The following is a 20,419-nucleotide window of genomic DNA, read 5'->3' as shown; positions in this document are numbered from 1 at the left end:
TGCCGGAAACTGAAGACGGTAGACCCTTCACTTACTGCCGCCTGACGGATTGGCCTGTACGGATTGTTTCTGAAATTCAAACACCCGATCAGGTTGCTTTCAGCCCCTACGTAAACCAGCCTAGAGAGCCGTGGTTAAAGTTCACTAAATCACGATAGACCATGGCGCTGGTTTTTACGCAAGGGCTTAAGTTGTATGCCGGTTTTGTCTCGGCGGCAGCAGAAGTTAGATAAATTCAACTCTGGCAGAGACAGAAACCGGCAGGGTCTTTTCCGTTTGGTTAGAAAAGCGGTTCTTCTTCGGGCAGGCCCATCAATCGTCTTGCAGCGGTGAGGGTGTTCACCATCAGCATTGCGATCGTCATCGGACCAACGCCCCCGGGAACAGGGGTGATGGCGCCTGCGTGCTCGACCGCTTCGTCAAAAGCGACGTCACCGACAAGGCGCGATTTGCCTTCGCCGCGTTCCGGCGCAGGGATGCGATTGATACCGACATCAATGACTGTTGCACCTTCTTTGATCCAGTCACCTTTGATCATTTCAGGGCGGCCTACAGCTGCGACGACGATGTCTGCCGCCCGTACAACGTCAGGCAGATCCTTCGTGCGGCTGTGTGCGATTGTGACAGTGCAGCTTTCCTGAAGAAGCAGGCTTGCCATTGGCTTGCCAACGATGTTCGAACGGCCGACCACGACAGCGTTCTTGCCGGAAAGAGTGTCGCCGAGTGTCCGCTTCAAGAGAACCAGGCTGCCCGCGGGCGTGCAGGGAACCAGCGCACTGTCACGTTCGCCGGTTGTCAGAAGACCGACATTCACCGGGTGGAAGCCGTCAACGTCTTTTTCAGGGCGGATGAGGCGCAACACTTTGCTTTCGTCGATGTGACGGGGCAGGGGAAGCTGCACCAGAATGCCGTGCACGTCCGGATCGTTGTTGAGCTGCTCTACAAGCGCGAGGACATCCTGTTCGCTGGTCTCAGCGTCCAGGGTGTGCTTGACGGAGTGAAAACCACAAGCTTCTGCAGCACGGTCCTTGTTGCGAACATAGACCTGGCTTGCCGGATCTTCACCGACCAGAACAACGGCCAGTCCGGGACGCTTGCCCGTCGCTTCAAGCAATCTGGCAGCGCGGTGAGTAATCTCGTCGCGGACTGATTCTGCAATGGCCTTGCCATCAATGATTTGAGCCTGGGGCATCCCGCCTCCTCGTCAGTAATAGAGTCATCTCGTTTGATTTCGGCGACACGCTATAGAAACATGAACGAGCTTGAAAACACGGTTTGCGTCTTTTCTTGCTCCGGTTTCGCCATCTCAACGAAAGTTGTATCAGTTTCGCTCTTCACAGTGACTTGGCAAAAGCGCTCAATTCCGCAATGGCGCAGGCAATATGATAGAGCGAGCTGGCTGGCGCAGGCTCATCCGTAAATGTACCATCAGGCGCCAATTTGTCGCGCCACAATCCCGCCGGAACGTCTTTGAAGTAGATCTGCAGCGCACGTACCGCGTCAGGAATGTCGGCAAGGTAAGCGTCCCGTTCGACGCCCGTCGAGACTTCGGCAAGTGCGACAGCGGCTTTGATCCATTCTGTTTGTCCCCAGAGTCGAGCAATGGGATCGCGAACCGTGAAATCGTCATTGAGAGACATGAACGCGACACCGCGGCTTTCATCTATGCCGTATGTCCAGCCGATGTCGTAAAGACGGCGAGCGGCAATCAATGCCCCGGCGTCGCCGCGGTCGTGACCCCAGCGTGCCAGAAGCCAAGCCCATTCGAATTGATGGCCGGGTTCTACAACCTTGCCTTTGTCCCCCGGCATCGGAGACCAGTCTAGTGCAAAGAACTCGCGGAGACCGCCGTTCACCGGGTCAATAAATCTGGTTAGAGCCAGTTCGGCCAACTCATCCGCCAGGTCAGACCAAACAGGGTCGTCTGACGTTTCTTCCCAGGCAAGACACGCCTCGAACAGGTGCATGTGCGGGTTGGAGCAAAGTGGAACTTTGTCTGGATTGGCTTCTCGAAAACCGGCTTCCTGATGCCGGTAGTTGTCGAAAAGGTAGGTGCGCAGATTGTCCGCGGATCTGATTGCCTGTTCTCTGCGTTCAGGCAGAAACTTTGCAATTTGAGCGAAGCTGAAAAGCGCGAAAGCCTGATTGTAAAGGTCGAATGTGTCATCAACGACCTTGTTTTCCAGATCGACTGCGGCTGCCAGATAACCTTTAGGAGTCAGATAAGTCTTCAGATACCAGTCAAAAAGGGAAACCGCGATCTCTTTGCCGGGGCCGGTCCAGCCCAGCTTTTCACCTTCCAGGAAGGAATAGATCTGACGAGGAACGACACGTGCGCGCCTTGGGCTCGTTGTGGCTCGTTCTGCGCCAAGGTCAATGGCTTCAAAGCACTCACCCTTTGTAAGGTCCAGTCCATTCGCTTGCCAGGCCGGGAGAGCTCTTTGCGTCAGCCAGCCTGTTAATTCCACCGAAAGAGACTTGATCAGATCGTCTTTGACCTTCGACTGTTTGGTGGGCATTGAATTCCTCATGAAGTTTCGGCCTGGCGCATTGCATGGTGGGCAACATAAAGGTGGTTCTGCGGAAAACTTAAGACGATAAATCGGAAATTAATCAATTGACTAGGAAAAGCGAGTTTACTGTTACTGCAAAGTCACAGCATTGAGCTTTCTCCTGGGGAGAGACACTCTGTACCTTGGACATCAGGTCAAGAGGGTGCTACCTGACTTTCATAGTATGGGGTGGATTGATTTCTTATGCGAATTTTGTCGGTACTGGTAGCAGCAGGGGCCTTGTTCGGATGTGCTGCATTGCCCGGAGACGGACCTTCGGCGATCAATATCACCTCGAAGGATGTTGAAGAAAATGCCGAGACAGGTGACTACACCGTTGTTTCGCTGAACCCCGGCAATATCGAGCTCGTCAGGGCTTACAGGCCCCTGGCGTTTGCCAATCAGTTTCGCGGCGTAGGCGGTGGTGGCTCGCCGACATTGCTTGGCGTTGGCGATACGCTCGTCATCACCATTTGGGAAGCATCCCCTGACGGCTTGTTTTCAAGCGGCGACGATGGCTCAAGCCAGATACCTTCAGTTGTTGACGAAAACGGATATATCTTCGTTCCCTATGCAGGACGTGTGCGGGCCGCCGGACTGAGCGTCGAAGGCCTCCGCCAGTCGATCCAAAAGAAACTCGTCGGCAAGGCGGTGGAACCTCAGGTCCTCGTTTCGCTGAAGGACAAGCTCAGCACGACCGCCGTTGTCGTGGGCGATGTCATGAAACCTGGTGTCTATCCGCTGCCTATTCGCAACACCCGCTTGCTGGATCTGGTCGCACAGGCCGGCGGTTCGCGCGAAGCCACCTACGAAACGGTTGTTACTCTGAAGCGCGGTAATCGATCCGGGACGACCCGTCTGGAAGACTTGATTGACTTCCCGGAAAACAACGTCCTGATTTCTCCAAGCGACAACATCTTGCTTTCACACCGACCGCGAACGTTTTCCGCGTTCGGCGCAGTTAAGACGAACCAGCTGGTACCGTTCAAAACCAAAAGCGTTACATTGGCAGAAGCTTTGGCAACCGTCGGCGGGTTGCGAGATGAGCGCGCTGATGCCAACGGTGTTTTCCTTTTCCGCTATGAAGACGCTGCGCTCGTCCGTCAGCTGAAGCCGGTTGTTGCTGACAGATACGCGGGGCAAGTGTCCGTGCCGCTTGTTTACAAATTGAGCCTGCGCGACCCGAAGGGATTTTTCATGTCCCAGCATTTCGAGATGCGGGACAAGGACATTATCTTCGTTTCGAACCATCCGACAGCGGAACTGGGTAAATTCCTGCAAATCATTGCACCGTTGATCAGTAACTACTCGACGGTCTCCAGGATTACCGACTAAATTTTCCATTTCTACCGGTGCCTTCGGTTCTGTCGAGGGCATCGAGGTTCCGGATTGGTCTGTTCAATGAGTGAAACAAACTCCATGGTGGTCTTGTTCCTGCAAGGACCGCCTGGCGTGTTTGCTCGAACGATTGCTGACAGTCTCGAGGCGAAGGGGGTAAAGACCCTTCGAGTAAACCTTTCTGCAGGCGATTGGCTGGGATGGCATGATCGACGTTGCACATCCTATCGAGGCGGTCTGGAAAATTGGCCGGAGTGGTTGCGAACCTTCATCAAGTCCAACAATGTTACCCACATTGTGTATTACGCCGATCGCGTTCCCTACCATGTCGCTGCTGCTGAAATTGGGGCGGAACTGGGAGCAACCTGCCTAACCTTTGAAAACGGTTATCTGCGGCCTGATTGGATTACCCTCGAACACGATGGAATGTCGTCCCACTCCCGGTTTCCCGAGGATCCTGACCTGATACGCGAAACCGGTTTGCTCCTTCCGGAAATCGACCGCAGGCCGCTCTATAAATATCCCTTCGTCAATGAAGCCGTGAACGAAGTGTCCTACAACATGGCGAATGTAATATTTGCCTTGGCTTTTCCGGGCTACGTCAGAGACAAACTTTACCATCCGCTAATCGATTACCTCAGCAATATCCCGAGACTTGCGCTGGCCTCCAGTCGGAATCGCAGGGCGTATCATGTAATCGACGATATCATCGCGACCGGTTTGCCTTACTACGTGTTTCCGCTCCAGCTTCAGAGCGACTACCAACTTCGTTACAATTCACAATATGATCATATTGGTGATGCTGCGGAAGAGGTCGTCGTGTCTTTCAAGAAAAACGCGCCGTCGGCTGCACGCCTTGTTTTCAAGGTGCACCCCCTCGATAACGGGATAGAACCGTGGTCCCGTATTCTTGGTCAGATTGCCAAGAAACACGGTGTCAAAAACCGTGTCTTGCTCGTTGACGGCGGTAACTTGGAACAGTTGCTCAAGAACGCAGCCGGCGCCTTGACGATCAACAGCACGACCGGTTTGCATGCGCTTCGCGTCGGATGCCCAACGAAGGTTTTGGGCATAGCCTTGTACGATATTGCGGGATTGACCTGCCAGAAGTCCTTGGACGAATTCTGGCGCTCTGGAACCGCGCCGGATCCGGAGCTTCTTGATGCCCTTGAAAGATTGTTGGCAGCCACCATCCAGGTCAAGGGTTGTTTCTATACAAAGGAGGGGAGAGAGGCCGCTGCTAGTCTGATGGCTGAACGCATGATCGCCGACACTGTCAATTTGCCGGGTGCCTTATGCAAGTCTCCGCCCAGATTGGAAAAGGCTCGATCCAGAAACATTGCGACGACTTTTTCAGAACAGCTGAAGTCTCGTGGAAAAACAGAGCAATGGTCTCATGTCTGGCGCGGGTGATCCCACCTTGTCCGGAGAGAATTCCAAGTTGCCCGCACGGCGAATTCTGTTTCTGCAGGGACCGCTGTCGCCTCTCTTCAAGCTGATCGGAGAGTGTCTGAAGAGCCGGGGGCACGATGTCTTCCGGATCAATTTTTGTGCTGGAGACTGGTTGCACTGGCACGGTGAAAACTGCACCAGCTTCAAAGGGACCGTTGGCGAATGGCCAGAATTCCTCCGCGAGTATATTCGGCAAAACGAGATAACTGACTTGGTTCTGCATGGGGACCAACGGCTCTATCATCGTTCTGCCATACAAATAGCACTGCAGAACGATTTATATGTCTCGGTGACCGAGCTGGGCGCACTCCGCCCCGGATGGATGACGTTGGAGCGCAACGGCCTTTCCACTATGAGCCATTTTCCTTCCGATCCTGAATTGATCAAGAAAATAGCTGAACGGGCTGAAGAGATGGACATGTCTCCGAGGTATCCATCATTCTTCTGGCTCCAGACAGCTCCGGACGTTGCCTACAATCTGACAAATGTTTTCTTGAAACCGCTTTTTCCCCACTACGAACGCCACACAATCTACCCACCTCTAGTGGAATATGCGCGAGGTGCCGTTCGACTTCTCCAGGAGACGAAGAGGAATGCGATAGCCGAACGGAAATTGGCTGAGCTCACAAGCTCAGGGGCACGATATTTTGTATTGCCGTTGCAGCTTGAAGGGGACTTTCAATTGAGGCGTCACTCTCCTTACAACAGTTTTGCCGAAGTGCTGGAAACCGTATTCAGGTCACTTGCGCAGGACACCTCACCCGGTACACATCTGGTCCTGAAGAGCCATCCGCTTGATGTTGGGTTTGAGAACTGGCCGGATGTTTCGAAAAAGCTGTCTGAAAAATATGGCGTCGGTCATCAGGTACACTTTCTCGACGGAGGTGGGCTTGCAGGGCCCTTCGAAGCAGCAAGCGGTGTGGTGACGCTCAATTCGACATCCGGTCTGGAAGCTCTTCAAGCAAGGATCCCGGTAAAAACCCTGGTGCCGGCGCACTACGACATTGCTGGTTTGACGCATCAAGGAGACTTGTCCAGTTTCTGGTCAAATCCGAAGAAACCGGATCCGGAGTTGCTGAACTCTTACATTGTCGCGTTGGCTGCGACCACTCAGGTTCGCGGTTCGATACACAACAAGGATGGGGTTCGCGTCGCGGCAAAAAATATTGCAGACAGGATATCCGCACGGCAACTCAATCCGCTGGGAGCATTTGTCGATCCTCCCCCGAGGCTTGAAAGAGCGCGGGAACTCGGAGTGCCATTATGATTGGTTTGAAGAGTTTTGGACCAGGTGCGGTCAAGGTCCTTGACCCTTCACTGAAAGGCTATCGCAACCAGTTCATCAGAGCGGTTGACAGCGGTATCGCTCCAGGTCTGCGACACGACCAGCGGGCAATTTTTGTTCGACCAGACAAGGTTTTGGACGCGTCCGCAAAAACGATGCGTGCAGGCGCGACCATGGTTCTCGTTTTTGATGGTCCGACTTCCATCGCAGCCAAGCGGGTTCCGGCAAGCCTTGCTCTGATCCCGGTTCCGAAAAGTCACGAACGGCAGTGGGAAAATCCGAATGAACTCATTACCGAAGTCGTTCTGAAACTGATCGATCCTGATCGAGAGGAAAGTCAGGAGCGTGTCAGGCTTGATACTTTTCGTTCGCTCAATCTCTCAAGTGTTTCCGCAGGTGAGGGCGTATCCGAGAGCAGGGAATGCACTTTTCTGGAAGCGCTGTTGGGTGGAAAACCGATAAGTGTCGTGCCAGGTCTGTTCTGGCAAGTTGCGCTCAAGGTATGTGCAGGCGATTGTGAGAAATTAGACACGCTGCTTGATCGGTTACTGCGCGATCATGTTGTCTGGTTCTCTCCGTACACTGGTGAAGTGGTGAGCTTTCACGAAGCGGTTCGGATTTTTAAGACTGTACAGGAACACTGGCAGTCAAATGATTGCCCGTCGCATTGTTATGGTGCCCAATATTGGAACCATCCTTCGATCAACGCGACGTTTTCCGGAAAGAGTGGAGAGGTTACCTTTCACGAGACACAGGAAGAGACGGTTGCTGCAGCAGCACAAAGCAACGGAAAAATCCTGTCCTGGGCCGGAAGAACGGACCCATCGCTCGAGGCGGTATGCCGGAAAAGAGACATCGAGCTTGTTCGGATAGAAGATGGATTTCTACGCTCGGTTGGGCTTGGGGCTGGATTGGCTCGGGGGGCGATGCTCGCCGTTGACGATCTAGGTATCTACTATGACCCCTCCCGGCCAAGCCGTTTGGAAATGTTGCTGCGCGACTACGAACTTTCTTCCGACGAGCGTGCGAGAGGTGCGGGCTTGATCGAGTTAATCAGGACGGCTCGTGTCTCGAAGTACAATTTCGGACGATCGCGTTCTTTTGATTTCCCAACCGGTCGCAACAAGGTACTGGTTCCGGGGCAAGTCGCAGATGACGCAGCCATTCGAAAATCAAGATCTGCAACAATTGATTGCGCGAACACTCCTAACGTCAATCATGACCTTTTGAGGCTGGCCCGTGAGCGAAATCCGGATGCCTATCTGGTTTTCAAGCCGCACCCGGACGTTGAAACCGGATTGAGAAAAGGCAAAGTCACGCGAGAAGAAGCATTGCGCTACGCGGATCAGGTTGCTGTTGATGCAAACATCATCGACCTGATCGACGCTGTCGATGAGGTCGAGACGTTTTCCTCCTTATCCGGCTTCGAGACTCTTCTACGCGGTAAAAAAGTGGTCGTGCATGGTGCTCCGTTTTACGCCGGGTGGGGGTTGAGTGAGGACCTGACTGCACTCGATGGTCGGCAAAGAAAGCGATCGCTGGACGAACTCGTTTACCTGGCTCTTGTAAAATACGCTCGCACGATTGATCCGTTGACATTGTTGCCATGCACACCTGAGTTCCTTGTGACCAGGCTGATGCAGCAACGCAATGACCGCAGACATCTTGTCACGACGGCAATCAGAAGACATGCATCCTGGTTAGGCCGCAAGATCGGTCTATGATGGAGGAAAAGGGGAGTCGATGAAGGCGAGTGCCTCGAAAGTTATCGTTCTGACCGGTGCAAGCGGAGGTATTGGCCAGGCGTTGGCAAAGGAGTTCGCCAAGCCAGGCATATTCCTTGCTCTCATTGCACGTGACGAGAATCGGCTGCAGCCATTGCTGAATGACATCCGTGCATTGGGAGCAGAAGGTGAAATCGCGGCGATCGACATTCGGGAGCGAATTGGGCTGCACGCTTATCTTCAGGACCTCGATCAGCGTCATCCCATAGATATCATTGTTGCCAATGCGGGTGTCACTGCGGGCCTGGGGCCGAACCGCTCGCGTGAGAGCGATGAAGACAGCGATCGGCAGATCGACGTCAACTACCGCGGCGTGGTCAATTCGGTGACCGGAGTGACTGACGGAATGCAAAAGCGGCGGCAAGGTCAGGTCGTTCTCATTTCATCATTGGCCGGCATGCGATCCTTGCCCGATATGCCGTCATATAGTGCGACAAAGGCTGCGGTAATAGCCTACGGGCACTCTCTGAGAGGGTGGCTTAAACCTTTTGGAATCTCCGTGACGATTATCTGTCCGGGATTCGTAACCACTCCGATGTCTGCGCGACATCAAGGGGCAAAGCCATTTGAAATGCCCGCAGAAAGAGCCGCCAGGCTGATACGCAAGGCAATCGAAAGAAGGAAGGCCTTTTACGCTTTCCCGTTCCTGCTGGCATTGGGTATTCGTCTGCAAAACATGCTGCCGCCGGTCCTTGGAGATCTTTTCATGAGTGGCTTCGAAGCCGAGATTGAACAGGATCCGCGATACAAAGAACGAGCCGATTCTTGAGAGTTTGTGCAGTTCATGAAGCCGGTGGACCGGGCATTCACCCGGTCGAAGCATGCGAAAAGGATCTATCGCGCGGCTTTGATCAATCGGTCGACGGCAGTGCCATCCGCTCGCATGGCGTCAAGTTCCGCAGCTGTGGTTTCAACCGCACGTTTGATCTGCTCTTCCGTGTGTTCGCTCGTAACGAAAAAGCGAATCCGCGCCGACTTTTCCGGAACAGCTGGAAAAATGATCGGCAAAGCATTGATCCCCTTTGCAAGCAGTCGATTTGAGAGTGTCGCAGCGCCGGCGGAATCGCCGACAATAATCGGCACAACCGCATATCCGGCACTTGGCCCAGTGTTTAGACCGGCTTCCTTTGCCAGTTTCAAAAACAGCGCGCCGTTTTTCTGAAGGCGGCTGACACGCTCAGGTTCGGTTTCAAGCAACTCTGCAGAGGCAATGGCTGCTCCTGCTAAGGCCGCCGACAAACCGACCGAAAAAACAAAGCCAGGCGCGGAAACTTTAAGGTAGTCGCACAGAACCTTGGAACCTGCGATATATCCTCCACAGGATGAAAATGTCTTGCTGAGCGTCCCCATCCACATTTCGACTTCAGTCGGGTCAATGTTAAAATGTTCGGCAATGCCTTTGCCTGTCTTCCCGAGAACGCCAATGGAATGAGCTTCATCAACCATCAGCCAGGCATCATAGGCCTGTTTGAGTTTGATGATCTTCTTGAGGTCCGGGTAATCGCCATCCATCGAATAAAGGCCTTCGACAACGATCAGGACCTTTTCGAATTTGTGGCGATGATCAGCCAGCATTTTCTCAAGGGCGTCGAGATTGTCGTGCGGAAAATTCATCCGCGTAGCACCGGAAAGCCTCACGCCTTCGGCGATGGAATTGTGCACGTAGGAATCGGTAAGGACCAGATCGCCCTTTTGCATCAGATGACCGATAGTGGTTACGTTGGTCGCGTGTCCCGAAACCATCACAATCGCGGCCTCGACACCGTGAATTCGGGCAAGAGCTGTTTCCAGTTCGGCGTGAATTGGACGCTCACCGGCCACAATCCGGCTTGCCGATACACTTGTTCCAAATCGTTCCAATGCAGATTTTGCTGCAGAATTCACCGCCGGATGCCCGTTTAGACCAAGGTAATTGTAAGAAGCAAAATTGTCGTAGTCGCTGCCGTCGATCACGCTTGTTCCGGCTGCCAGCCCGTCATGCGGGCGGAAGAACGGGTTTTCGATACCCATCATGTCGGCTGCCGCACGATGCATTTGCAGCTGCTTGACCTGAGGCAGTTCCTTGAAGTCGTAGACTTTGCGTTTCGGGGCAGGGGCCTGCTGACGGACGTTCGCGCTGGAGTTTCGTCCACGCGCCGACCGGCGCGTGGCTTTGAGGCTGTCCATCAGCTTGGCGCGATCGTCAGCGCCCATTGCAATATTCCTTCATTCTGCCGGTTACAGGAAAGAACCCAATTCGCGGCTTTTGTTCTCAACTTCAGCGGCAACATCGGAAAGATCTTCCGTCTTGGGCCGCTCATCGTTCATATGCAAGCTGGCAAGTTGCTGCGTTTCATCGGAAACACCTGAAACATTTTCTTCGCCCAGTACACGATTGGCGACTCGGCTCGACAGGTCAATCAGGGTCGCTCCATTTGCCAACGACATCAGCGGAATGTCGATACCCAGTTGTCTTTCCGCACTCATGCGTAGCTCCAGTGCCATGAGTGAATCCATACCGATGTCAGACAGTGGCTTATGCGGATCGATTTCTTCCGGCGAGATTCTCAGGATCTTGCCAATTTCTGCGGCCAGAAGCTTCGCAACAGTTTGAGCCGCGGTGACCTGATCCATTCCCTCAAGCATGACGGCGAGGTCAATCATGCCATCCGCATTCGCCTCGTCATCGTCACCAAGTCCCAACAGGCTCACGAAAGGAGTTCCGACAAGAGCCAGTTCCTTTCTTGCTGCTTGCCAATCGATGCGAGCATATCCCAGAGCAGACTGATCTTGAGGCGCAGAATGAGATTGTGCCATCAGCGACATGAGACCATCGAGAGCTTCTTCGGCTGTCAGCGCATGCCTTCCAAGTTTGCGCGACAGCAACTCGTTGACGCCTTCGTTGCGTGCCAGATACCCGGCATCAGATATTGCACCCCAGGCGACCGAAAGACCTGGTCGTCCTTCGGCACGACGTTTGCGTGCAAGTCCTTCAAGATAGCCATTTGCAGCCACATAGTTGGCCTGCCCGGGGTTTCCGACAAGGGTCGTTGCGGAGGAATAAAGAACGAAATGTTCAAGGGGATCTTCGGATGTGTATCGATCAAGCAATTCTGCTCCGCGCACCTTGGGAGCGAGAACTTTTGTCAGTCCTTCGTGATCCATATTGGCAAGCAATACGTCGTTCAAAACCATCGCCGTGTGAAAAACGCCTTTGACCGGCTTGCCATTGGAACGAACGGCGTCCAGAGCTTGTTTGACTGCCTCTTCATCGGTGATGTCACAAGCATGGCCTTCGACCGTAACGTCTCGCTGAGACAGCTGCTTGATGACTGCCTGGGCGTCTTCGCTGGCATCACCGCGGCGACTGAAGACCGCTATGTTGCGCGCTCCGTGGTCGGCGAGGCGGTTCAATAGTGCCGCACCGAAACCACCAAAGCCACCTGCAACGAGATAAGTTGCCTCTGGATCGAACGCGATCGTTTGCGCGACGGGCATTTTTTCCGGAACTTCCGGCGGACGGATCACGATTTTGCCGATGTGTCCTGCCTGCTGCATCAGGCGGAACGCATCAACGACATCGCCTGCTTCGAATACGCGATGCGGCAAGGGGCGAAGAGTTCCTTCCTCGAAGAGCTCGACCAGTTTTACGAAAAGATCGACGGCCAGCTTTGGCTGGCGGGTCAACAACTGATCAGCGTCAATGCCGAAATAGGTCAGATTCTGGCGGAAAGGACGCAGTCCAATACGCGTGTTGCCATAATAGTCGCGCTTGCCCAGTTCCAGGAAGCGTCCGAAGGGCTTCAAGACTTCGATGCTGCGTTCCATCGCTTCACCGAAGAGCGAATTCAGAACCACGTCGACACCTTCTCCGCGTGTTTCTTCCATCACTGCATCGACAAACGCGAGGCTGCGGGAATCAAGCACAAGATCGGCACCGAGAAGCTTAAGCGTGTTGCGCTTGTCCTCCGAGCCAGCTGTCGCAATTATCTTGGCACCGCGCCATTTTGCAATTTGCAACGCCGCGAGACCGACGCCGCCTGCACCGCCGTGGATAAGGACTGTTTCATCTTCGGAAAGAGCAGCCAGATGTACCAGAGCATAATAGGCTGTCAGGAAAGTTACCGGGATCGTGGCTGCTTCTTCTGCGGAAACGGTGCTTGGCATCGGAGCGCAGCCACTTTCGTCAACTGTCACGTGAGATGCGAAACAGGCAGGTGCAAAGGTGATGACTTTGTCTCCCGGGGAGAAGCGGGTGACATCCGGTCCGCATGCGACTACGTGTCCGCAACATTCCATGCCGAGCGTCGGGCCGGCAAAACCGTCTTCAAGTGCTTCTTCCGGCAACAGTCCCAGTGCCCACATGACATCGCGGAAATTGAGGCCGCTTGCCTCCACCGAAATTTCAACGTCTTTGCCTTCAAGTGGCTTGCGTACAACTGCTTGCCAGGACAGCTGGTCCAGAGAACCTTGACGCAGAATATCGAGCCTCAACGCAGGTCTGCTTCCTTCCGGCAGGACATTACCTGAAAGAACTCCACCCTTAACCAGCCGGAGACCAGATCGTGTTTCACTGTCCAGGATTACTTCTCGCTCGCCATTCGAAACGAGGATCTCATCAAATAACCGCGCTGCGGCAATGCCTGGCTCCAGATCTGGCGACACGTCGATCAGTTTCAGATTGGCATCGGGATACTCGTTCATGACCACCCGTCCAAAGGCCCAGATGCCAGCCTGATCGGGCGATGGAGGCTTGCCTCCGGCGATGTCCTGTGCTCCGCCAGGTGCCACAAGAGTTATCTCTCCTGCCTCCAGTCCGAGCGCTCTTAGAAGAGCCATAAGACTGTAAGCGCGCGCGTCAATGGAAGTGAGCGAGTCTTCAGTGGTGGAATACGCACCCTGCAAATGCACAATCCGGCCATCATGATTTGCGACAAGTTGGCTTAATGTCTCATTAGGCGCATCATTGTGTCGGTCAGCATCAAGAACGGCACTCCAGGTACTTTCGCTCAGTTGCTCCGTTGCTTCTCCTGAAACAAGGAGCGTAGCCTTGTGGCCACTGCGCTCCAGGCAGGATTTCAAACCTTCTGCGAGACGCTGCCCCGGACCCTCGGCGTCTGCCAGTAACAGGTAGGATTTCAGCTCCTGTTCGTCTTCGTCTTGTGCAATGTCGTCGTCTTCTTGCGGCGCGTCCTGGGCGACTGCAATGCGAGCGCAAACCAGGTCAGCTTCGATCAGCGTGCTCTTTAGTGGCACAGACTCAACGTCCTTAAACCCAGCCGCTTCCAGGTACTTGGTCCAGTCTGCTTGCTGTTTGGTGACAGGGAATTCAGCTGTTGCGCTCTCATCCCACCAGTTCGCTACAATTCCGAGGATCAAGTCTGTAAGCGGATTTGGCAGTGCTTCTGCCGCGAGGAGAACTCCGCCGGGTACAATCGATCCGGCAAACCGTTTCAATGTGTCAGCATCAATTTCCGAGAGCGAGGTGTCAAACAGAACCAGGTCAAACTCCTGACCCTCTACAAAATCTGACTCGGTCGGTTCGACGAAATTGGTTGAAGAGCTTCCTTGCCACAGGCGCTCGGCGCGGCCAACAGCGGCTGACGTCGTGTCCGATACCGTCAACGCCATGTAGGCCGGGTCCAGGCAGGCGTCGATACTTGCCGAGAGACCACTGGTGGTGCCGATGAGAAGCACACGCAGTACCTGGTCCTTTGGCCATCCATTGATCAGGTCCAGAACGCAATTTTTGAGTGCGAAGGACAGTGCCAGTTTGGTCGGCGAAGAAGACTTGTAGGCTTCGAGCAAGCTGTTGGCATAGACCTTTCCGGGTGTCTCCTCCAGGCCTGACTCGAGCACTTGCGGGAGACCTGTCCAAAGGCGTGCCAACAGCGCAGCTTCGGCAATATGCTCACCGCCGCCATCTGTCAGGGCCTGCAGAAGTTCACGTGCGGACGGGTTGTCTGACGGATCAGTCAGGTGATAGCCATCTTCACTTTCTTCGCATAGGCCACTTTCGCTCAACCAAAGAAGAAGACTGGCAACAAGCGGGGCTGCCGTCTCGTCTATCTGGCCATCTGCGACAAGTGTTTCCAAATGCCTCTTGCGTGCCCCCCAAATATCGAAAAGGGCTCCGTGGGCGATCGTCCGGCCTAATGCTTCGATGAGCAAACGATTATCGTCAAGCTCTTGTTCTTCCGAACCGGCAAGTCCTAGTTCGCTTGCCAGTGCTTCCAGACCCTTGAATTGATCGGCCAAAGGAGAAACACGATTTTTCTCGGGAAGGACTGTCGCAATCTGTCGATAGACAAGGTCATCCGGCTTGGTGTCCTGACCGAGTGTTACCGCCTTAAAGCGAGCCTTGTTCAAACGTGCAATCGTCTGATCATCTGCGTCCAGGAACTCAAAACTGGCTTCGATGGATCTTGGCGAAGCTTTTGTGACCTCAATCCTGACCGATGCAGGGTTGGTTTCTGGAGCGAGCAGGCGCAATGTCCCAAGTCTTATGGGAAGGAAGGAGGTGTTCTTGGGAACGCCGTCAACACCGTCGAGCAAGGCGAAAAGGCCATGGAAGCCGGAATCGACCAGCGTCGGACAAAGCGCGAAGGGACAATCTTGCAGACTGTCATCCTGCGCAAGCAAAGTTACTGTCGCAGTGGTTTTACTGTGCCGGATTACTTCGTCAGCTCGTCGGAACGAAGGCCCATAGTTGAGACCAAACGTCCTCGTTATCTGGTAAAGGTCTTCATGGCCGAGAACGGACACGGCTTCCGTCGCGGATTGTAGCCAGGGTGTTCTGGAACTTGTCGATGGTGTGACGAACGTACCCCGAGCATTGAGCGACCAATCGTTATCGGACAAGCGTGGCCGGGTGAGAACTTCAATTACCTGGTCGTCAGGTGAAATGCGAACCTGCGTTTCCCATACCTCGTCGCCTTCAATCACCAGTGGACGAAGGATATCGAAATCTCTCAACTCGATCTGATCGCCCCTGGTCCATCTCAGTGCTGCTCTGAGGCACATTTCGATGTATCCGGCAGCCGGGAAAACCACGCTGTCTTCAACCTTGTGATCCGTCAGGAACGGCAGTGATCCACTGTCGACATGGTTGAACCATTCGGCAGTATCTTGACGTAGGCGATACCCCAACAGCGGCCAGGTTTGCCCGAACATGAAGTCAACACGTTCGGAGCTGCTTTCAGGACGGAACTCCGAGTTTTGCCAGGCATAGAGTGGAAGTGCAGCCAGATTTGCAGGCTTTGGACCAACAAATTTTTCAAGATCAGTTGTACCGCCATGGGTCAAAATGGAGGCAGCGATCCGCTTCAGCGGATTGTTGGATTTGTGTTTTGTCGTTTCTGCTTTTTGGGCCGGTTCCTTGAGTGTCTCCAAGACCTTGGCCTGCTTGCCCTTTGCGCGGAGGACATCATTGATATAGGTGCCAAGAACAGGCTTTGGACCAATCTCCACCAAAACGCTGAAATCGTCGGCTGCCATGTTTTCAATCGCGGCAGCAAAACGGACCGGTTGCCGAACGTTCTTCCACCAGTAGTCTGCCGGCACATTTACCTTTGGGTCTTCAGGAATGACCGTTGAGTAAAAAGGCAACTCGGCTTCCGTCGGCTCCAGACCTTCCAAGGCTGCAAGTAGCGGTTCTTCAATTGGGTCTACCAGCGCGCTGTGGAATGGGTAAGCCAGATTAAGCTTGCGCATCGCCCACTTTTTCTTGCGTGCGAATTTGGCAAACGCGTCGAGACTTTCACTGTCACCTGAAATGGTGACGCTTCGCGGGCTGTTGTCCGCTGCAAGTTCAAGTCGGGGTAGACCACTTTCCTTGATTCCTGCAATAGCCTGATCTGCCGGCTGAAGGAGAGCTGCCATGGAACCCAGGTCGCGTACCACTTCCTGTTCACTGGATCTTGCACGGATAACCCTGACCGCTTGCTTCAGATCAAGTGCTCCGGCACACCAGGCCGCAGCAACTTCTCCAACCGAGTGGCCTGCGGTTCCACTTGGGGTGATGCCGCGCTGATGCAACGACTCGACCAGGCCGACCTGGATTGCGAACAGCAACGGCTGTGCGATCTCCGACCGTTCAAGATCGGCTTCGAGGTCCTCGGCAAACATCGTTGTAACCAGAGACCATCCACTAAGCCCCATAAAAATCTTGTCGACCTTGTCAAAGGCGTCCCGAAACGCCTTATCGGCCTGGTAGGCCTCCTGGCCCATTCCAGCCCATTGGGAGCCGTTGCCGGAAAAGACGAAGCCGATCTTGGCATCTGGCTTGATGACACTGCCGGAAACGATGCCATCTTTTTCTTCGGCCTCTTCAACGTAGGCTCTCAGTGCCGTCAGCTTTTCGTCTTTCGACCTGCCAAGAACGACGATCCTTTCCGACAGCAAATCTCTGGCATGAGCAGCCGAGGTAACTACGTTGGCGAATTCGGCTTCATTTTCGTTTTCGAGCCTGTGGAGATAGCAGCTTGCGATTTCCTTCAGTGCTTCTTTCGAGCGTGCGCTGAGAACAAGAGGAGCTTCCATCGAAGACACCGTGTCTCCACCCGTAGTTGGGTCCGGGTCGCCGACAACAGCATGCGCATTCGTGCCGCCGAAGCCGAAGGAGTTGATTCCGGCAAGCCTTTGGCCAATGGCCTTTTCAAGTTCTATCGCTTCGCCGGCAACCTTGAGGTTCAACTCTTCGAAGGGAATGTCGGGATTGGGCGTATTGTAATGAAGCGAAGCAGGAAGAGTGTTCTCCTTCAATGCCATCACGGATTTCAGCAGTCCGATCAGGCCAGAAACGGGTTCCAAATGGCCCACATTGGTCTTTACTGAGCCAATTGGAAGAACTTCATCACGTTTTTGCCCGATGACTTTGCCAAGCGCATCAGCTTCAGCCGGATCTCCCACGCGCGTACCTGTCCCGTGCGCTTCGACGAAGGAAAGGCTGGATGGGTCGATTTCAAGCCCTTCGTAGATCTCGCGCAGGAGATCGGCTTGAGCGTAAGGCGAGGGCAGAGAGAGGCCAACCGTGCGCCCATCGGCGTTAATGCCCGTTGCAAGCAACTTGCCGTGACTTCTCGTACCTTCCGGCAGGCCTGCTCTCTTGGCGCGCAGGATCAGAACCGCGCCTCCTTCGGAGCGGACGTAACCGTCACCATTTGCATCGAATGCCTGACACAGACCTGTCGGAGACAACATCGTTGCGCGGGAAAAGCCAACGAAGGCGAACGGGCTTAGCAGAAGACTGACACCACAGACGATTGCTGTGTCGATCTGACCGCTTTCGATGGCTGACACTGCTTCATGCAGTGCAACGATAGAAGACGAGCACGCAGTATCAACGGTGAAACTGGGGCCGCGAAGATCGTAGATGTATGAGATGCGGTTCGAAACGATCGACAGCGTGTTGCCGGTCATAAACTGCATGTCCGCCATCGCCGGATCCACCAGGAAGCGGTGATGATAATCCAAGGAAGATGCGCCGACATATACGCCAGTGTTCGATCCGGCCAAATCACTGGGGCGGATGTTGGCGTGTTCTAGCGCTTCCCAAACCAATTGCAGCAAGAGACGCTGCTGCGGGTCCATTTGCACCGCCTCGCGTGGTGAAATTCCGAAAAAGGTTGGGTCAAATCCCCAAACGTCATCCAGCTGTCCTGCGGCCCAGGTGTAGGTTTTGCCAGAGGTGGATTGTTGTGGATGGCCAAATCGTGCCAATGGCCAACGTTCAGGTGAAACCGAAGTAACTGCGCATTGGCCGTCTCGAAGCAAAGACCAAAATTCGTCTGAGTTATTGGCCCCGGGAAGCCGGGTAGAATATCCAAGAATATCGATGTTTGATGTAAGCGACGCCACAGAACAACCTGAATCTTATGAGTAGAGGTTAGGTTAAATTATTGATTTTTATCATTAAAAAACGATCAGAAACTGTTCATATTCAATTTCCCCCAGCCTGGAAGTCTGCAGTGGCAGGCCTCTCTCGCAAAATCGGCGACCAAGCTTATCCCAAGCACTTTGCCGTTTCCACCTGCCAGAGGCATGTTCCCCTAAGCAAGCATTAGTTCAGGCACATAATTTGTGGAAGATATCGGGCGAAAATTTGCCGATCCCTTTCTTTGTTTCTACAACTAACAATATAAAGCTTTGGTGAAACACACGAAACGAAAAACGCCCGGCTCTCGCCGGGCGTTTTGGTTTCACTCCGAAGATCAAACGTTGCTATCTGGGAACGAAGCCTTGCGTTCCGCGATAAATGCTTGCAGCGCCTCGTCAATTCCTGGATCAAGCTGCGGCCCGGAGTAGGCTCTGAGCTGCTCTTTCCAGCGTGCGTTGGCGCGTTTGGCGGCGTCGAGTTCACCGTCAGCGACCCATTGTTCATAGGAATTGTTGTCCGCAATGGATGAGCGGTAAAAGGCACTTTCGAAGTTTCGCTGTGTATGAGCTGCGCCGAGGAAATGGCCACCCGGGCCGACTTCCTGCATGGCATCCATGGCGAGCATTTCGTCGTTGACGTCGATTCCCTTGGCCAGGACGTGCATCATGCCAAGCTGATCGGCATCCATGATGAACTTCTCGTAGGAGGAGCACAGGCCTCCTTCGAGCCACCCAGCCGAGTGCAGCGCGAAATTGACGCCAGACTGGACCGTCGCGAGGATGGTCTGCGCAGATTCCTGAGCTGACTGCGCGTCCGGCACTTTGGAGGCCGTGAACGAGCCGCCCGAACGGAAAGGGAGATTCAGGCGACGGGCAAGCTTTGCTGCCCCGTTGAGGAGAAGCGAGCCCTCCGGGCTGCCGAAGGTCGGTGCTCCGGACTGCATCGAAATCGAGCTTACGAACGCCCCGAACACAACCGGAGCGCCCGGCCGGATCAACTGCGTCAGTGCGCAACCTGCCATTGCTTCTGCAAGAACCTGCGAGAGTGTTCCCGCCACCGTGACCGGGCTCATCGCGCCGGCAAGAATGAACGGCGAAACAATACAGGCTTGGTTATGACGTGCATAAACCTTCAGGGCCCCGAGCATGGTTGCGTCGAAGACCAGTGGTGAATTGGCATTGATCAGCTGAATCATGACGCAGTTCTGATCGACGAACTCTTCGCCGAAGGCGATTTGCGCCATCTTCACCGAATCTTCCGCTCTCTCGGGAGCGGTTACCGATCCCATGAACGGCTTGTCGGAATACTTGATATGGGAATAGACCATATCGAAGTGCCGCTTGTTCACCGGCAGGTCGACCGGCTCGCACACGGTGCCCCCGGAATGATGCAGCCAGGGCGACATGTAAGCCAGTTTCACGAAATTGCGGAAATCTTCAATCGTGCCGTAGCGACGCCCCTGGTCGAGGTCAGTCACAAAGGGTGGACCGTAGACCGGGGCGAAAACGAGGTTTTTGCCGCCGATCTCCACATTGCGAGCCGGATTGCGGGCGTGCTGCGTAAACTGCGCGGGCGCTGTTTTCAGAATTTCCCGCAGCATTCCTTTCGGGAAGCGGACGCGCTCTCCATCGACTTCGGCACCGGCGGACTTCCAGATCTCAAGGACTTCCGGATCTTCTCTGAATTCCAGACCGATCTCGGCCAGAATTCGATCAGCATTTGCCTCGATTTTCTCGACACCTTCTTCGCTCAGGACGTCGTAGAGCGGGATGTTGCGCGAGATGTAGGGAACGGCCTGGCCTCCCGGGCCTGCTTGCCGCCGTTCACGGCGGGCGGATCTTCCTCGGCGGCCAGAAGTGGCTGCGTCTGACATAATTCAGCTCCCAAGATGGAATGGTTATAGTCGCAAGTCTTAGACGGCTTGGCCAACGGCCTTGGTACAGATGCGTCTTAACCTACTCTAATTCCGGCATGAAGGAACCAGAGTGTTTCGTCAACATCTCGTGCTTGGATCTCCTGACCACGATTTGCTGCAATTGCGAGCCGGCAAACTCGGATCTTGTAACAGCAATTTGGTCTTGAGTGTCGTCGTGATAATGCGCCGTGACGCAATTGAGCTACTTGAATTGATTATCTGTCGCGATACTGCCCG

General features: G+C 54.3%; 10 protein-coding genes. 5 read left to right on the top strand and 5 right to left on the bottom strand.

Annotated features, from left to right (window positions below; all coding sequences use genetic code 11):
* Nucleotides 1-280: 280 nt before the first annotated feature.
* Together folD and ABLQ08_RS16955 are read right to left on the bottom strand one after the other, a co-directional pair.
* Complete coding sequence (folD, locus tag ABLQ08_RS16960) at nucleotides 281-1,192, bottom strand: bifunctional methylenetetrahydrofolate dehydrogenase/methenyltetrahydrofolate cyclohydrolase FolD (RefSeq protein WP_352944369.1); 912 nt, start codon at nucleotides 1,190-1,192, stop codon at nucleotides 281-283.
* A 142-nt stretch (nucleotides 1,193-1,334) separates the two neighbouring features.
* The gene (locus ABLQ08_RS16955) at nucleotides 1,335-2,519 is read right to left on the bottom strand and encodes an AGE family epimerase/isomerase (RefSeq protein WP_352944367.1); all 1,185 of its coding nucleotides are present in this window, start codon (nucleotides 2,517-2,519) and stop codon (nucleotides 1,335-1,337) included.
* A 237-nt stretch (nucleotides 2,520-2,756) separates the two neighbouring features.
* Here ABLQ08_RS16955 and ABLQ08_RS16950 point away from each other — a divergent pair, with 237 nt between their 5' ends.
* The 5 genes from ABLQ08_RS16950 (at nucleotide 2,757) to ABLQ08_RS16930 (ending at nucleotide 9,180) form a co-directional block, all read left to right on the top strand.
* A complete protein-coding gene (locus ABLQ08_RS16950) occupies nucleotides 2,757-3,887 on the top strand; it encodes a polysaccharide biosynthesis/export family protein (protein ID WP_352944366.1) in 1,131 nt (376 codons plus the stop codon).
* Between the two features lie 66 nt (nucleotides 3,888-3,953).
* The gene (locus ABLQ08_RS16945) at nucleotides 3,954-5,303 is read left to right on the top strand and encodes a capsule biosynthesis protein (RefSeq protein ID WP_352944365.1); all 1,350 of its coding nucleotides are present in this window, start codon (nucleotides 3,954-3,956) and stop codon (nucleotides 5,301-5,303) included.
* On the top strand, nucleotides 5,287-6,609 hold the full coding sequence (locus ABLQ08_RS16940) for a capsule biosynthesis protein (protein ID WP_352944363.1): 1,323 nt from the start codon (nucleotides 5,287-5,289) through the stop codon (nucleotides 6,607-6,609). The genes ABLQ08_RS16945 and ABLQ08_RS16940 overlap by 17 nt, the downstream gene beginning before the upstream one ends.
* Nucleotides 6,606-8,351 carry a hypothetical protein gene (locus ABLQ08_RS16935; protein ID WP_352944361.1) on the top strand — a complete coding sequence of 582 codons (1,746 nt, stop codon included), beginning with the start codon at nucleotides 6,606-6,608 and terminating at the stop codon, nucleotides 8,349-8,351. Before ABLQ08_RS16940 ends, ABLQ08_RS16935 begins: the two co-directional genes overlap by 4 nt.
* Before the next feature lie 19 nt (nucleotides 8,352-8,370).
* Nucleotides 8,371-9,180 (top strand): SDR family NAD(P)-dependent oxidoreductase, encoded by an 810-nt coding sequence (locus ABLQ08_RS16930; protein WP_352944359.1) that lies wholly within the window; start codon nucleotides 8,371-8,373, stop codon nucleotides 9,178-9,180.
* 65 nt (nucleotides 9,181-9,245) lie between these two features.
* On the opposite strand, the gene ABLQ08_RS16925 is transcribed toward ABLQ08_RS16930, so the two are convergent.
* From ABLQ08_RS16925 to ABLQ08_RS16915, 3 genes are all read right to left on the bottom strand, one after another.
* Nucleotides 9,246-10,604 carry an aminotransferase class I/II-fold pyridoxal phosphate-dependent enzyme gene (locus ABLQ08_RS16925; protein WP_352944357.1) on the bottom strand — a complete coding sequence of 453 codons (1,359 nt, stop codon included), beginning with the start codon at nucleotides 10,602-10,604 and terminating at the stop codon, nucleotides 9,246-9,248.
* A gap of 24 nt (nucleotides 10,605-10,628) precedes the next feature.
* Nucleotides 10,629-18,248, bottom strand: a complete 7,620-nt coding sequence (locus ABLQ08_RS16920; protein ID WP_352944355.1) for an SDR family NAD(P)-dependent oxidoreductase — start codon at nucleotides 18,246-18,248, stop codon at nucleotides 10,629-10,631.
* A gap of 353 nt (nucleotides 18,249-18,601) precedes the next feature.
* The gene (locus ABLQ08_RS16915) at nucleotides 18,602-20,140 is read right to left on the bottom strand and encodes a trimethylamine methyltransferase family protein (protein ID WP_352944354.1); all 1,539 of its coding nucleotides are present in this window, start codon (nucleotides 20,138-20,140) and stop codon (nucleotides 18,602-18,604) included.
* Nucleotides 20,141-20,419 lie beyond the last annotated feature (279 nt).

Origin of the sequence: Roseibium sp. SCP14 (assembly GCF_040329475.1) — a bacterium.
Lineage (GTDB): Bacteria > Pseudomonadota > Alphaproteobacteria > Rhizobiales > Stappiaceae > Roseibium.
The sequence above is the reverse complement of the archived record's forward strand: the minus strand, read 5'-3'. Positions and strand labels throughout refer to the sequence as shown.